Here is a 13,335-nt window from a genome sequence, read left to right on the forward strand (position 1 = left end):
GGGCGAGGGCAGGACCGAGTTGTGGCAAGGAAATCCTTTGGCCGGCCCGGCGCAGGACTGTGACCGGGGAGCGGGGCGAGACGACTGAGGGGGCGTGGGTGGGGCGTCGTCGGCCTTAAGAGGTCAGTAGCGGGCCGAGCGCATGGTGCGGGCGGCCATGACCACGGAAGCGGCCATCACCACGGCGGCCAGCGCGGCAGTAAAGACCACACCGGAGTCAAAGGCAGTGCGCGCCGAGTCCAGCAGGGCCTGCGCGGCGGCCGGCTCCAGGGACTGTGCCACCGTGGTGGCGCCACCCAGAGTCTCCGTGGCCGCGCGTTCCAGCTCCGGGGAAAGGCCGGCGGGAACCTGCACGCGGGCCGAGTACGTGGCAGTCAGGATCGAGCCCAGGATCGCCGCGCCCAGCAGCACCCCGACCTCGTAGGCGGCCTCGCTGATCGCGGAGGCGGCGCCCGCCTTGGTGGGTGGCACGGAGGACATGATCAGGTCGTTGGAGATGGTCTCAGCTACGCCCACACCGATGTTGATGGAGATGAAGCCGATCAGCAGCACCACGTCGGTGTGCACCCAGTTGTTCGTTAACACCAGCAGGTAGCCCAGCAGGGAGAACGCATTACCGGCCGCCACCAGCGTGGCCGGGCGGGCAAAGCGAGTAAAACGCACCACCACGATCCCAGCCACGATGCAGGTGATCATGCCCGGCAGCAGGAACAATCCCGCCTGCATGGGCGCCATTCCTGTAACCAGCTGCAGGTGTTGAGAGATGAAGAACAGGAAGCCGACGATCGCGAACGTAGCCAGCAGGTTGGACACGATCGCGCCGGTGAACACCGGGTTAGCGAAAAGCCGGACGTCCAACATCGGGTTGTCGCGGCGCAGCATCCGGCGCGCGAACAAGGCCAGCAGCAGCGGCGAAACGACCGCCAGGAGCCAGGTCAGCGCCCCCATGTTGCCGTGGCTGGCCTCCTTGATGGTCCACACCAGGGACGCCATGCCGGCCAGGATCAACAGCATGCCCACCAGGTCCATCGGGCCCGGGTTCGGGTCCCGAGATTCCGGCACCAGGAGCGGCGCGGCCAGCAGGAGCGGAACGAGCACGGGCACGGCCAGCAGGAATACCGAGCCCCAGTCAAAGTGCTGCAGCAGGAAACCGCCCACGATGGGTCCCAGCGCGGCACCCGCGCTGAAGCCCGACGCCCACACCGCGATTGCTAGGCGACGCTCGCCCGGCTCGGTAAAGATGTTGCGGATCAGGGACAGGGTGGCGGGCATCAGCATCGCGCCGAATACGCCCAGGGTGGCCCGGGCGGCTACCAGCCAGCCGGGGGAGGGCGCGAAGGCGGCGGCCGCGGAGATCGCGGCGAAGCCGGTGGCGCCGATCAGCAGCACGCGGCGGCGCCCGATGCGGTCACCCAGCGAGCCCATCGGCACCAAGAGCCCGGCTAGTACCAGGGAGTAGATGTCCGTCATCCACAGCAGCTGCACGCCCGTCGGCTCTAGAGCGGCGCTGATCGCCGGGACGGCAAAGGCGAGCACCGTGTTGTCCACGCTGATCAGCAGCACCGGCAGCATCAGCACGGCCAGGGCGGCCCAGCGGCGGCGCTGGCTCAGTGCCTGGGGTGGCGCGGGAGAACTCGTGGGGGCAAGGGGCGAAGTGGAGGTGGACACGAATTGTGCTTTCTCATCGAGAAGCCGCCCAGGGTTCTAGGCAAGGCGGCCAATCCAGCTTAGGGCAGCGCCGATACGGCGGCACTGTGAGGGCGCTCCCAGTGGGCGCCACAGCCGACGAGTGGTCGTAGCCATGATTTGGGACACGCCTTAGCGTGATGGAGTCGGCGTGTCTCATGCCCGATCGGGGGGCTTATGTCGTGTCAAGGAACGGGCGGGTATTTCGTGAAGCCGGTTGCCGCTTCATGGTAACTAGTTCGTCTGAGTTATGGAGTTTTTGTGGGGGGTGCCGTCAGTCTTCGGCAAGACTGGACCCATTTAGCTGGGTTGTTAGGATCGCAGGGGGTTAGGACGTTAAGGGCTGGGGACTAGGCCCGGGAGAACAGGACTTTAGTCACAATGTGAAGAAATGAGAGCCGTATAGGAAGTAATACTGGGCGCTTATGTGTTGGTGTGCTCATGCAGGCATAACATTCTCGCATGATTATTTTTAGTGGATGGGGGCTGGCAGCGTTTCTGCCAGCCGCTCTTGTGTTTGCGATTGTCGACAATACCATTGGCATGGATACTGCCGGGGGTGCTCTGGCCTTTGGGGTCCTAGGGGGAGCTTCTACGTATGCGGCTGGCTGGTTTATGAATATTTACTGGCCAAGACTGCAGGCTATCGAGTACCGCAGATCGCGGTATGAAAGCATCATCAAGGAGCTCCTGACTTTTGACACCGTTAGTGACCCATTTTGTTGGTGAGGCTGGCCAGGATGTTGGCGGCTTGGCCTTGGGGTTGGCTGGTGGCTGTGAGTTCGTGTCCGTTGATGTTGATGGTGACGTCAATGACGGGCCTGAGGGCCTGGATGATCTTCTTGATGGACAGGCCGGTTCGGGTCTGTAGGTGGCGGGCTATGGCCAGGGCAGCGGTTACCACGGTCAGGTGAGCCTGGATGGATTGGTGGGTGTGGTGGAAGACCGGGCGGGCGCGTAGATCGTGTTTGGACATGCGAAAGGACTGTTCCACCTTCCACAGATCGTGGTAGTCAGCCACAATTTCGGCCGCGCTCATGGACTGGGCTGGGATGTTGGTGACATAGCCCTTAAGCCCGACTAGACGCCGCGCCCTGGCCAGGGCCTTTTCATCCAGGCCCCTTCCTTGGGAGCTAGTGGTGACGAACCTGGCTGAGCGCATAGCTTTTTCCCCAGCAACGATGGCTCTAGCCCGGTTCTCCTGGAGAGTAAGGGTCTTGTTGTCCCTGGCGGCACGCTTTGATGAGTAGACCCAGATCGCCCGCCACGAGCCCGGGTGTGTTTGTGGGTGCCAGACCGGTTCGGCCTTGAGGCGCTGATCGCGTTCTTGTTTGCCGGCGTGGCGTGGGGTGATGGTCTCAATGATCTGCCCATCAGTGAAGTAGTCCCCGTGCCAGAAGAAATGCGCTTGGAGGTCCAGGGGTGCTTTGGTCTGCCTGGCCCCGACAATGAAGCCGTAGCCAGCCTCGTTGAGGGCTTGCAAGTTAGCCCGAGAGAGCATGCCAGCATCAGCTACCACCACCAGGTTTTCCACCCCAGCGCGTTGCTTGAAGGCCTCGATGGTGGGGATGAGGGTATGGGTTTCGCACTTGTTGCCCTCCCAACAGGAGGCCTCTAGGGGAAAACCGTTGCGGTCTACCAGCAGGCCGACCAGGATCTGGGGATCGACGCGGCGTTCCTTGGAGTAACCGACCTTGCGTAGCGCGTCTTCTTCCTCGACTTCGAAGTACAAGGTAGTCACGTCGTACAACACCAAGGACACATCCCCATACGCCAGGCAATGCGCCAAAGCCGCGCGAGCCAAAGCGCAGCGGTAATCACGCTCCACACAACGGGCCAGGGCACGAAAGTGGGTGCGTGAGTCAAAGGATTCCAGCCCCAGGCTGGTCAACATTGCTGCTATAGCGCTCTTGCTGGTGGGTTCGATCAGCCGGGCCAGGACAATCTGTTTGAAGGCCTCATCGCCTACCGCTTGGTCAAAGCCAAGATCCCGCCAAGCATCGCAAAGGATCTGCCACAACAAGCCGCTACGGTGGCCAACCACGCGCGCTGCGCTACTGGCCGCCTGCCGGTAGTCCTCCAGGCCACCCGGCGCGGAGTCTGCCCACCCCGATGAAAGGTCCAGGTCTAGCTCGAGCTGGCCAGGATGGAGCTTTTCCCGTGCGATCTGGACCAAGGCAGCAAGCTCGCCAGGCGTACGAGCCGAACCAATGTGCTCAACAATCCTGTTACGCCGGCCTTCCTTGATCACGATCTGCACAGCCGTGGCCCCCGAGGCAGTACGCACTTGACGGATGAACGGGCTCACAAACCCTCATCATAGCCACCCCCTTAGTGACCCAAACCAACCCCCACACCCGCAGAAAATCAACGAAAACCCGACCCAAACCACCCAGCTCCATACCAAGTGTCAAAAGTCAGGTTCTACGTATGCGGCTGGCTGGTTTATGAATATTTACTGGCCAAGACTGCAGGCTATCGAGTACCGCAGATCGCGGTATGAAAGCATCATCAAGGAGCTGGAAACTCTCGGATTGTCGACGTCACTCGGTACCGTGGAGGGGGAGACTCCTGGGAATAGACTCATTCGCTTGGAGAAGTTCCTTGACGAGGAGCGCGAGACTGCTTTCAAGGAACTGCGTAACCGCAACAAGCTATTCTTCCTGCCCGCTCAGTGGTGGGGAATCATAGTTCTTGCAGCTGGACTGTTCGCCGCCATTACGGGGCCAGCCACCTCTGGATCGCCTGAGGTGCCAGCCTGGTAGGTCGATGAGAAAATTGTTGCTGGATACGGGCTCTTCATATATGCGGTTCCTCCCAATTTAAGGGTGTAGTCGGGGCTCTAATTCACCTGTTTTCAGGAGAGCGCCGGTGACGTAGTTGGAGAGGTGGTCACACTCTTTGCTTGGAAGCTAGGCGCTTTATGTCGAGTTCGATTGGTGTGGGCACAACCTCCTTTACGGATGAGGAAGTTGGGCAGCGGACGGTTTGCCGTTGTGCCTAAGGAAACCAGTCCCAAAGCAACAAAGCGGGGGGGGAGCGTGCGCAGCACGCTCCCCCCGATCAGCCTCCGGGCAGCCTCAGCCCCTCACGAGGGCCGCTGTACCGGCAAGCCAGCAGCTCAGGCCTTGTCCTCGCCCAGCTCCTCAGCCTCGAACTCTAGGTCCTCGACCTGGTCGGCCACGGCCTCCACGGCCTCCTCAACCTTGGACTTCGCGGACTCCACGACCTCGCCGACGCGCTCGCCCAGGTCCGTGGAGGTGCTCTCGGCCCAGTAGTCCTCGGCCCACGGGTCCTCCACCGGCTGGGTGCGGCGCCACGCCACGTAGGCGGCACCCGCAGCGGCCACGCCCAGCAGGACCCAGCCGACGGTACGCCACGCCGAGCGCTTCTTCACCACCGGGGTGGGGGTGACCAGGGCCTCGCGGGCGTTGTTGAACGCCAGGGAGGCGCGCTCGGAGAGCTTGCCCTCGCCACGGCTGGCCTCGGCGGCGCCCTGCCAGGCGCGCTCCAGGCGCGGCACGTAGTCCTCGCGCAGGCGAGCACCGGTCGCCAGCGCACGGGCCTGCGCGGAGGCGAGCGCGCGCTCGGCGCGCGGCGCCAGCCACTCCACGCCGTCGTGCGCGTAACCCAGGGCCTTAGCGGAAAGGTCGGACGCGGCCTCTGCAGCCTGCCCCACCAGGGAGCGGCCCGCTGCCTCAATCTTCTTGGTCTTCCTGGCCATTGCCACTCCTAACGTCGTTCGCCGAAATCGGCGCGTACATTGCCCCCATTATCGCTGTTTCGGCTTAACCGCGCAGCCCCGCGCAGAAAAATGATGGTGAATACACCGCGCGGACGGAGGAACGCGGCGGCGGGCGCAACGTCGTCCCACTAAGCCAGCGTCGTCCACCCGCCGGCAAAACCGGCACCCGCCAATCCGGCGCCCCGCCCGCACGAAGGCGACGCGGCAAAGATACGCCCACGGCGCAGGCGCCGCCGCGACACTCAAGCGCGTGCGAGTATGGCGTCATGAAGGCAACCATTCACACTTCCGCTGGCGACATCGTCGTCAACCTGTTCCCCACCTCCGCCCCCGTCACGGTCGAGAACTTCACCGGCCTGGCCACCGGCGCCAAGGAGTGGACCCACCCCGCCACCGGCGAGACCATGAACGAGCCGCTCTACAACGGCACCATCTTCCACCGCGTCATCGACGGCTTCATGATCCAGGGCGGCGACCCCCTGGGCATGGGCGTGGGCGGCCCCGGCTACCAGTTCGACGACGAGATCGACCCGGCCCTCTCCTTCGACCGCCCCTACCTGCTGGCCATGGCCAACGCGGGCATCCGTGGCGGGCGTGGCACCAACGGTTCGCAGTTCTTCATCACCGTCGTGCCGACCGGCTGGTTGACCGGCAAGCACACGATCTTCGGTGAGGTGGACGACGCTGCCTCCCGCGCCGTCGTTGACGCGATCGCCGGCGTGGCGGTCGATGGCCGCGACAAGCCGCTGCAGGACGTGGTCATCACCTCCATCGACGTCGAGGCCTGAGCCAAGACAGAGGAGCTGGAACCGGGCGGCGCCTAGCGGTGGCCGCCCGGTTCGCGTATGCGCGTCGCGGCGGCACACTCCGTGGTGCGGTCAAGGCAAAGCCCAGCAAACTGTGACAAGGTGGGGTGCGCCCGCCCGCGCCCGAATAGGCCCGCGCGGCATGGACGGGCCGGCGCGGCTTGGACAGGCCCGCCCGGTTAGAGAAGGAAGGCGATCCATGAGCGAGACCACCATGCCGGCAACTCCCCGCTGCCGCGCCCACGGCCGGCCCAGCTGGGTGCTGTGCCAACGCTGCGGCAACGCGGTGTGCCCGGACTGTCAGGTGCGGGCCGCAGTGGGCGTGCACTGCACCTCCTGCGCCAAGGCGGGCCGGCCCAGCAGCGCCGTGGCCGCCAAGCTCTCCCGGGTCCAGGGGCCGCTGGTCAGCTACGTGTTGATCGCCGCGTGCGTGCTCGTGTTCCTGGCCGAGCAGATCAATCCGAAGCTCTTCTACACCCTGGCGTTCTCCCCGGCGGCCGGTGAGGGCGAGTTCTACCGCTTCCTCACCACCACGTTCCTGCACGGCGGCCTGGCCCACCTGGCGTTCAACATGTACGCCCTCTACCTGCTCGGCCGCACCCTGGAGACCGCCCTAGGGCGCGCCCAGTTCCTGTCCCTCTACCTGCTGGGGGCCCTGGGCGGGTCCGTGGCCGTCCTGTGGCTGTCCGACCCCACCTCCGCTGCCTGGGTGAGCGGCACCGTGGGCGCCTCCGGCGCGATCTTCGCCCTGTTCGGCGCCATCTTCGCGATCCAGCGCTCCCTGAACGCCGACACCACTCAGATCCTCATCGTCCTGGGTATCAACGCGCTAATCAGCTTCACCCTGCCCAACATCTCCTGGCAGGGCCACCTGGGCGGCCTCGTGGTGGGCGTGGCCGCCGGCTACCTGCTCATGAGCGCCCGCGCCGCGGATCGCAAGCGCGGCGCGGCGGCATTCCGCGCCGGCAAGCGCGGGGCAGCCCTGTGGGGGGCCCGCAACGCCCGCGCCCTGGCATCCCTGGCCGTGCTGGGCGCCCTGGAGGTGGGCGCTGTGGTGCTGCGCTACGCCCTAGTGGCGTAGGTTCGCGCGCACGAGCGTTGGCCGCCCGGTTCCCCGGTGGGGAACCGGGCGGTTCGCTTTGCGGCCTGGCCTGGGCTGGCCTGGGCGGGGCGATTGGCGAGGGGGAGGCGGGGCGTCGGCCGGGGAATCGGTGGCCGGCGGTTGCGCAAACGGTCGAGGGCTTAGTGCACCTCTCGTGGGGTTGGTGAACCGGTCGTGGGGTTGGTGCACCTCTTGAGGGGTTACCCGAGCGGGTAACCCCTCAAGAGGTGCAGCAAAGGCTCAAGAGCTGCAGCAAAAGCTCAATTGGTCGACTAAGCCCTCGACCGTTTGCGCACCGGTGCCTCGCGCGGCCCCCAGGGTGGGGCCGGGCCGGTGCGACGCTGCTGATCGCACGGGAGTCCCGCCCTGCCTTCGGCGGGGCGGGACCGCTTTAGCGGTCCCGCGCTCTGCTCCACTGCCTGAGTTGGCTATTGGTAGAGGCCGTGTGTTCGAGTACCTAGCTCCTAGTCCCCTTCAGGCGGGCTGAGGCGGCGGGGTGGTGCGGGCCGTGGTGCCCACGCCCAGGGTCCCCGCCGTGGCGGTGTCCGCGCTATCGGTCCAGCGCACCGTGCCCCTGCCTGGGGCGGGGGAGTAGGTAGCGTCGATCAGCGCCTCCATCTTGTCGGACTGCACCCTCGTCTGGGTCTGGGGAGTGGGGCCAGTACGATCGAGCACGCATCGCCTTAGTGCCCGCCGCCTGGCCCGCGCCCAGTCGGTCCCAGCCATGCCCGCCGGCAGGGGGGGCGGGAGGTCACGGCTGGTGGGTTCGTGCGCAAGCGGTTGAGCCTTTGTTGCAGTGTTCCAGCCGTTGTTGCTGCCCTTGGGCCTTTGTGTGACCTATTGAGGCGTTAATCGGCCCCATAGCGCTACAAGAAAGAAAGCCGCGACGGCTACAACAAGGGCTCAACGGGAACAACAAAGGCCCAACCGGTTGCGCAACACCGGCTGACCCGGGCGGGCACCGACAAGGCGATGCCCACAGGCTTTCCACAGGCTGTGGGAAGAGTGTCCACTGCGCCATTTGGCGCGAAACCCGCGGCCGGGGGAGGGCCGTGCCGGATCCGAGCACCCGATTTCCCACAGTTATCCACCCACTTATCCCCAAAAGCTGTGGAGAAGGCGAGCGTTGCGGGAATCCTCCAACGAAAGCGCGTCAGAAGGGCCAGAGTTGGTGGGAAACCGGGAGTCGCCGGGCAGGGGCATGGGGCAAACCTCCAGGAAGCTGGGCCGGCGCGGCCAGGTCTTACACGCTTGTAATTTCCCACAGGTGTGGAAAAGCCTGTGGATAACTCGGTGGGTGGGGAAGGCCAGATAGGGGCGGCGGTGATCGACGGAATCGGCCGGCGGGGCGTCGGCCGGGCGGGGTGGCCAAGGAGGGCGCCTGAGTTGGGGAGGTGGGCCGGCGGGAGACGGGAGACCGGAGGAGGCCGGCAGTGCGTCGACGGGGCGACCAGAGGCGGGCCGGCAGGGTGCCGACGGGGCGACCAGAGGCGGGCGGTGCCGGGCGGCGGACAACAAAAGGTGGGGCGCGCCCACGATCATCACGGCGCGCCCCACCTGGAGGCATTCGGCTAGGACCGAGTGGCTGGGGTTACCGCCAGCGCAGGGTCATCAGGAAGCCGACGATCATGACACCGAAGCCGATCGCCTGGTTCCAATCCCCGATGCCGGGAATCGGGTAGAGGCCGTTGGCCAGGTGAGTGACGACAACCCAGACCAGGCCCACCACCATCAGGATCAGCATTACCGGGGCCCACCAGCTCGGGGCGGGCTTGATGTCGTCGTTCCACGAGGGGCGGATCTCGGTGTCCGCGTGCACGGTACGGCCGCGGTGCTTCCGCTTCTTCGACTCAGGCACGAGTCCTCCTTGAATCTTTGCTCGCCGCGTGGGAGAGCTGCTCATTGTCCGCCCCTTAGCGTAGCCTTTTGAAGGCCGCTAATCACAACGTGAAGGGTCCGCGCCGTGCACGATCAGCCGCCAAGTCAGCAATCAGCGGAGCCTGACCAGCCCACGCGGCGTTCGGTTCGCGATTCGCTGCGGCTGCGCACGCGCCCGGGACGGCTCTCGATTCACGACCCGCGCCGCCTGGATACCACGCATCTGCGGGCCATCAGGGCGCCGCTGCGGCACGAGACGCGCGTGATGGAGCCCCTGGATGTGGAGGCGATCGCGGCGCGCGCGCAGGGGCGGGGCAGGCCCGGACTGGTGCTGCGCCGGTGGCTGACTAGCGCGTTGGCGTTCCCGCGCCTGTCGTGGTCGTCGCTGGCGGTGCCGGTGGTGCTGTTCCTGGGGGCGGTGCTGGCGACGGTGAACATCGGCACGAGGCAGGACACGGAGAGCGCGGAGGTGCGCGACCTGGTTTCGTTGGCGCAGTCGCGGGCGGAGAAGTTTGCGCAGGCGGAGCTGGTGAACCAGGAGCTGCGTGAGCAGGTGGCGCAGATCCTGAACCGGGCCTCCCCGGGCGCGCTGCCGGCCCCCGATGGGGCCCGCTCGGTGGCTGCGGGCCGGGTGGCGGTGACGGGCCCGGGCGTGCGGGTGAGGCTGTGGGACGCCAAGGTGCCGGACACGGGCCCGGGCGAGTTCACGAACGACGACTACGTGGTCCACCAGGGTGACATCGAGGGTGTGCTGAACGCCCTGCGGGCGGGTGGCGCGGAGGCGCTGTCGGTGCAGGGGCACAGGATCGTGTCCACCACGTCGATCAGGTGTGTGGGCAACGTGCTGTACATCAACGGTTTTCACTATTCGCCGCCGTACGTGGTGGAAGCGATCGGGGATCCGGCTGCTCTCACGGCGGCGCTGGACGCCTCCAGGCAGGTGCAGATCTACCGGCAGTACGTGCAGGTTTTGGGTCTAGGCTGGGAGCTCAGCCCCGTCGATGCGTTGAGTATCGCCCCGCATACGGGGGCAAACGTGTTGCTTTATGCGAAGGTAAGCGAGTGAGCGCTAACTATTCTTCCGGGGACGGTGGCTTCGTCCGCGACGGTGACAACCCGCAGGCCAACAACCCGCAGGCCGACGAGCTGGAGGGCGAGGCGAGGCGGGAGCCGTACCGACCGCGGCACGTGGCGAAGGTGGCGCCGCCGTCGGTGACGGTCTCCGGGGTGATCGGCGAGCTGTTGCTGACGGCCGGCGTGGTGATGGCCCTGTTCGTGGTGTGGCAGGTGTTTTGGACCACCTGGCAGGCGCAGGTGACGATGCAAAAGGGCCTGGAGATCTTCCAGGAGCAGGTGGCCAAGGTTCCGGCGCCTACCACCCCGGCGGTGGAGGAGCAGAAGCGGCGGGATAACCCGCCCGTGCACCAGCCTGCGGACGATTACGCGATCTTCGGGACGATTCACGTGCCCAGGTGGGACAACATGGCGATCCCGCTGGCGGAGGGCACGTTCGCGGCGGGCCTGCTGGACCTGGGTTACGCGGGCCACTACGTGGACACGCAGCAGCCGGGCGAGCTCGGCAACTTCGCGGTGGCGGGCCACCGGCAGACGGCGGGCCACAACTTCCGGGACGTGCACAAGCTGCAGACGGGTGACCCGGTGATCGTGGAGACGGCGGAGGCCTGGCTGGTTTACCGGGTCACGAGCTACGAGATCGTGGACCCGGATCAGGTGGAGGTGATCGCGCCGGTGCCGCACGCCCCGGGGCAGGAGCCCACGAAGCGTTTGATGACGATGACGACGTGCGACCCGGAGTGGGGTAACACGCACCGCTACATCGTCTACACGGAGTTCGATTACTGGCTGCCGCGTGATGCGGGCCGCCCGGCAGAGATGGGGTCTAACTGATGTATGCCGCCTTGTTCCGTGCGTTGCCCGGCCCGAAGTGGATGAAGGCGCTGCAGTGCCTGTTGTTGTTCGCGGCCGTGGTGTTCGTGTTGTTCCAGTGGGGTTTTCCGTGGTTCGTGCGGGTCACTGGGATGAATGAGATCACGGTGGAGTGATGATGGACGACGTTGCCGCTGACGCCCCCCAGGCGGGGCCGGTTCCCGGTGAGGCGGGGTACGCCCCGAGGGTGCTCGTGGTGGATAACTACGACTCGTTCGTGTACACGATCGTGGGCTACTTGGAGCAGCTGGGTGCGCGCGTGACGGTGGCCCGCAACGACGTGGTGCCGCCGCTGGATGGTTTCGATGGGGTGTTGATCTCGCCGGGGCCGGGCGCGCCGGCGGAGGCGGGCCAGTCGATGGACGTGATCCGGCAGTGCCTGGAGCGGGACATCCCGATGTTTGGGGTGTGCCTGGGCATGCAGGCGTTGGCGGAGGTGTGTGGGGCCACGGTGTCGCACGCGCCGGAGCTGATGCATGGGCGCACCTCGCTGGTGGAGCACGAGGGCGTGGGCGTGTTCGCGGGCGCGCCGCAGCCGGTGCGGGTGACGCGCTACCACTCGCTGGCGGTGCGCCCGGAGACGCTGCCGCAGGAGGTGGAGGTGACGGCCCGCACCGAGAACGGGATCATCATGGGTTTGCGGCACCGCTCAGCGCGCGCGGAGGCGGTGCAGTTCCACCCGGAGGCGGTGCTCACGCAGGGCGGTCACCGCATGTTCGCCACGTGGCTGGAGGAGATCGGCGGGGCCGGGGCGGTGGAGCGCTCCCTGGGCATGGCTCCCGCGGTGGCCGGGGGCTAGGCCCGGCGCGGATACAGCGGGGCGGGGGTGGCCAGAACGCGAATTGAGGTTCTGGCCGCCCCCGCCCCTTCTCGTGGACCTGGCAGGCCCGAGCGGCGTGGGTGTTAGCCGCCGCTGCCGGTGGGCTCCGCGGAGGCGGAGGGGTCCTCTGAGGGGGTGCCCGGCTCGGGTGCCTGCGTGGAGGCCGGCGGCGGGGTGGGCGTGGGCTGCGGGGTGGGGGTGGAGCGTTCGCGGGCGACTAGCAGGTTCACGCGCGAGCCGCGGCCTACCTTGCCGGTGGCGGGGTTTTGCTGCAGCACGGTGCCGGGGGTGAGGTCGGACTCCTCGTAGGTGATGGAGGCGGTGATGCCGTTGTCGGTGAAGAACTGTTCGGCGTCCACGAGCATCTTGTTGGTGAAGTCCTGGATGGCGACGAGGCCGGTGGAGTAGACGACGTCCACCTTGTCGCCGGCCTTGACGGGGGTGCCGGGCTCGGGGTTGGTGCGGATGACGGCGTCCTGCTCGTGCTTGCCGGAGTCTTCGCTGGTGAGGGCGCCGACCTCTAGGCCGAGCGCGGCGAGCTCGTCGCGGGCCTGCTGCAGGGTGCGGTTGCGCAGGTCGGGCAGGGCGAAGGTTTGCGGGCCGCCGGAGAAGGACACCTTGACCACGGAGCCGGGCGCCACCTGGCTGCCGACGGCGGGGTCTGCGGAGACGAACTTGCCGCGCTCGACGTCGGCGGAGAGGGTTTCGGGGCCCAGCTCGAACTTGAGTCCGGCTTCGAGCAGCACCTGCTGCACCTGGCCCTGGTCCAGGCCGGCCAGTTCGGGGACGGCCACGGTGGTGGGCTCTGCCTCCTTGCCGTTGAGGATGGCGAATGCGCCCACGCCGACGACTAGGACGGCCAGGGCGACGGCGATCCAGGTCCACAGGAGGCGCTTCTTGCGCTTCTGCTCGCGCAGTGCGGCCTCGCGGCGCCTGGAGACGTCCTCCGGGGCGCCGTGCATGGAGGAGGACTGCGCGGAGTCGCTCAGCACGGGCGGGGCGGGCGGGGCCGGGGCGGGCACCGCCGGGGTGAGGGCGGTGGCCGCGGCCAGGGCAACGGTGTTGGCGGCGGCCGGGTTGGGGGCGGTGGCCCAGTGGGAGACGGCGGGGGCGAGCACGGGCTGGCCGCGCTCGGCCTTGAGCAGGTCGGCGCGCATCTCGGAGGCGTCGCGGTAGCGGTGGTCGCGGTTCTTGGCTAGGGCCTTCAGGACCACGCGGTCCAGGTCGCCGGGGATGTCGGCGGCCAGCGACGAGGGCGGCTTGGGCAGCTCCTGGACGTGCTGGTAGGCCACGGAGACGGCGGTGTCGCTGAAGCGGCGCACGAAAAACGTCTATGGGTCCCAAGAGACTC

At 66.8% G+C, this 13,335-nt stretch carries 14 protein-coding genes; 8 read left to right on the forward strand and 6 right to left on the reverse strand.

Features of this window, described 5'->3' with window-relative positions:
• Window positions 1–123: 123 nt before the first annotated feature.
• Window positions 124–1,668 carry an MFS transporter gene (locus AC4PWQ_RS00805; protein WP_492089494.1) on the reverse strand — a complete coding sequence of 515 codons (1,545 nt, stop codon included), beginning with the start codon at window positions 1,666–1,668 and terminating at the stop codon, window positions 124–126.
• Between the two features lie 480 nt (window positions 1,669–2,148).
• On the opposite strand from AC4PWQ_RS00805, the gene AC4PWQ_RS00810 reads away from it, so the two are divergent.
• Window positions 2,149–2,415, forward strand: a complete 267-nt coding sequence (locus AC4PWQ_RS00810) for a hypothetical protein (protein WP_492089495.1) — start codon at window positions 2,149–2,151, stop codon at window positions 2,413–2,415.
• Here AC4PWQ_RS00810 and AC4PWQ_RS00815 read toward each other — a convergent pair.
• Window positions 2,393–3,994 carry an IS1634 family transposase gene (locus AC4PWQ_RS00815; RefSeq protein WP_420492511.1) on the reverse strand — a complete coding sequence of 534 codons (1,602 nt, stop codon included), beginning with the start codon at window positions 3,992–3,994 and terminating at the stop codon, window positions 2,393–2,395. The genes AC4PWQ_RS00810 and AC4PWQ_RS00815 overlap by 23 nt on opposite strands.
• A 283-nt stretch (window positions 3,995–4,277) precedes the next feature.
• On the opposite strand from AC4PWQ_RS00815, the gene AC4PWQ_RS00820 reads away from it, so the two are divergent.
• Entirely contained in the window at window positions 4,278–4,451 is a 174-nt protein-coding gene (locus AC4PWQ_RS00820; RefSeq protein ID WP_492089496.1) for a hypothetical protein, read from the forward strand.
• Between the two features lie 356 nt (window positions 4,452–4,807).
• On the opposite strand, the gene AC4PWQ_RS00825 is transcribed toward AC4PWQ_RS00820, so the two are convergent.
• Window positions 4,808–5,410, reverse strand: a complete 603-nt coding sequence (locus AC4PWQ_RS00825; RefSeq protein ID WP_371151165.1) for a hypothetical protein — start codon at window positions 5,408–5,410, stop codon at window positions 4,808–4,810.
• A gap of 287 nt (window positions 5,411–5,697) precedes the next feature.
• Between AC4PWQ_RS00825 and AC4PWQ_RS00830 the strand changes: the two genes are divergently transcribed.
• On the forward strand, window positions 5,698–6,219 hold the full coding sequence (locus tag AC4PWQ_RS00830; protein ID WP_371151163.1) for a peptidylprolyl isomerase: 522 nt from the start codon (window positions 5,698–5,700) through the stop codon (window positions 6,217–6,219).
• A gap of 217 nt (window positions 6,220–6,436) precedes the next feature.
• Window positions 6,437–7,318, forward strand: coding sequence for a rhomboid family intramembrane serine protease (locus AC4PWQ_RS00835; RefSeq protein WP_371177350.1), 882 nt, complete (start codon window positions 6,437–6,439; stop codon window positions 7,316–7,318).
• A 495-nt stretch (window positions 7,319–7,813) separates the two neighbouring features.
• Here the strand turns inward: AC4PWQ_RS00835 and AC4PWQ_RS00840 are convergent, their stop codons facing one another.
• Together AC4PWQ_RS00840 and AC4PWQ_RS00845 are read right to left on the reverse strand one after the other, a co-directional pair.
• Window positions 7,814–8,014: a hypothetical protein gene (locus AC4PWQ_RS00840; RefSeq protein ID WP_492089497.1), complete on the reverse strand. Its 201-nt coding sequence runs from the start codon at window positions 8,012–8,014 to the stop codon at window positions 7,814–7,816.
• Window positions 8,015–8,930: 916 nt separating this feature from the next.
• Window positions 8,931–9,197: a cell division protein CrgA gene (locus AC4PWQ_RS00845; protein ID WP_371151158.1), complete on the reverse strand. Its 267-nt coding sequence runs from the start codon at window positions 9,195–9,197 to the stop codon at window positions 8,931–8,933.
• 105 nt (window positions 9,198–9,302) lie between these two features.
• Between AC4PWQ_RS00845 and AC4PWQ_RS00850 the strand changes: the two genes are divergently transcribed.
• From AC4PWQ_RS00850 to AC4PWQ_RS00865, 4 genes are read left to right on the forward strand one after another with little or no spacing between them, the layout of a single operon-like run.
• Window positions 9,303–10,283, forward strand: coding sequence for a DUF881 domain-containing protein (locus tag AC4PWQ_RS00850; protein ID WP_492089498.1), 981 nt, complete (start codon window positions 9,303–9,305; stop codon window positions 10,281–10,283).
• Window positions 10,280–11,125 (forward strand): class E sortase, encoded by an 846-nt coding sequence (locus AC4PWQ_RS00855; protein WP_371151154.1) that lies wholly within the window; start codon window positions 10,280–10,282, stop codon window positions 11,123–11,125. The genes AC4PWQ_RS00850 and AC4PWQ_RS00855 overlap by 4 nt, the downstream gene beginning before the upstream one ends.
• On the forward strand, window positions 11,125–11,280 hold the full coding sequence (locus tag AC4PWQ_RS00860) for a hypothetical protein (RefSeq protein WP_371164017.1): 156 nt from the start codon (window positions 11,125–11,127) through the stop codon (window positions 11,278–11,280). The genes AC4PWQ_RS00855 and AC4PWQ_RS00860 overlap by 1 nt, the downstream gene beginning before the upstream one ends.
• Window positions 11,280–11,963, forward strand: a complete 684-nt coding sequence (locus tag AC4PWQ_RS00865) for an anthranilate synthase component II (RefSeq protein WP_371174678.1) — start codon at window positions 11,280–11,282, stop codon at window positions 11,961–11,963. The genes AC4PWQ_RS00860 and AC4PWQ_RS00865 overlap by 1 nt, the downstream gene beginning before the upstream one ends.
• Window positions 11,964–12,067: 104 nt before the next feature.
• Here AC4PWQ_RS00865 and AC4PWQ_RS00870 read toward each other — a convergent pair whose 3' ends face one another.
• On the reverse strand, window positions 12,068–13,306 hold the full coding sequence (locus tag AC4PWQ_RS00870) for a PASTA domain-containing protein (RefSeq protein WP_492089499.1): 1,239 nt from the start codon (window positions 13,304–13,306) through the stop codon (window positions 12,068–12,070).
• Window positions 13,307–13,335 lie beyond the last annotated feature (29 nt).

The organism is Buchananella sp. 103232 (assembly GCF_058725725.1).

Excerpts from the sequence above, each read along its gene's own strand:
- AC4PWQ_RS00860 (WP_371164017.1), top strand. The coding sequence starts at position 11,125 with ATGTATGCCGCCTTGTTCCGTGCGTTGCCCGGCCCGAAGTGGATGAAG.
- AC4PWQ_RS00835 (WP_371177350.1), top strand. The coding sequence starts at position 6,437 with ATGAGCGAGACCACCATGCCGGCAACTCCCCGCTGCCGCGCCCACGGC.
- AC4PWQ_RS00865 (WP_371174678.1), top strand. The coding sequence starts at position 11,280 with ATGATGGACGACGTTGCCGCTGACGCCCCCCAGGCGGGGCCGGTTCCC.
- AC4PWQ_RS00810 (WP_492089495.1), top strand. The coding sequence starts at position 2,149 with ATGATTATTTTTAGTGGATGGGGGCTGGCAGCGTTTCTGCCAGCCGCT.
- AC4PWQ_RS00825 (WP_371151165.1), bottom strand. The coding sequence starts at position 5,410 with ATGGCCAGGAAGACCAAGAAGATTGAGGCAGCGGGCCGCTCCCTGGTG.
- AC4PWQ_RS00830 (WP_371151163.1), top strand. The coding sequence starts at position 5,698 with ATGAAGGCAACCATTCACACTTCCGCTGGCGACATCGTCGTCAACCTG.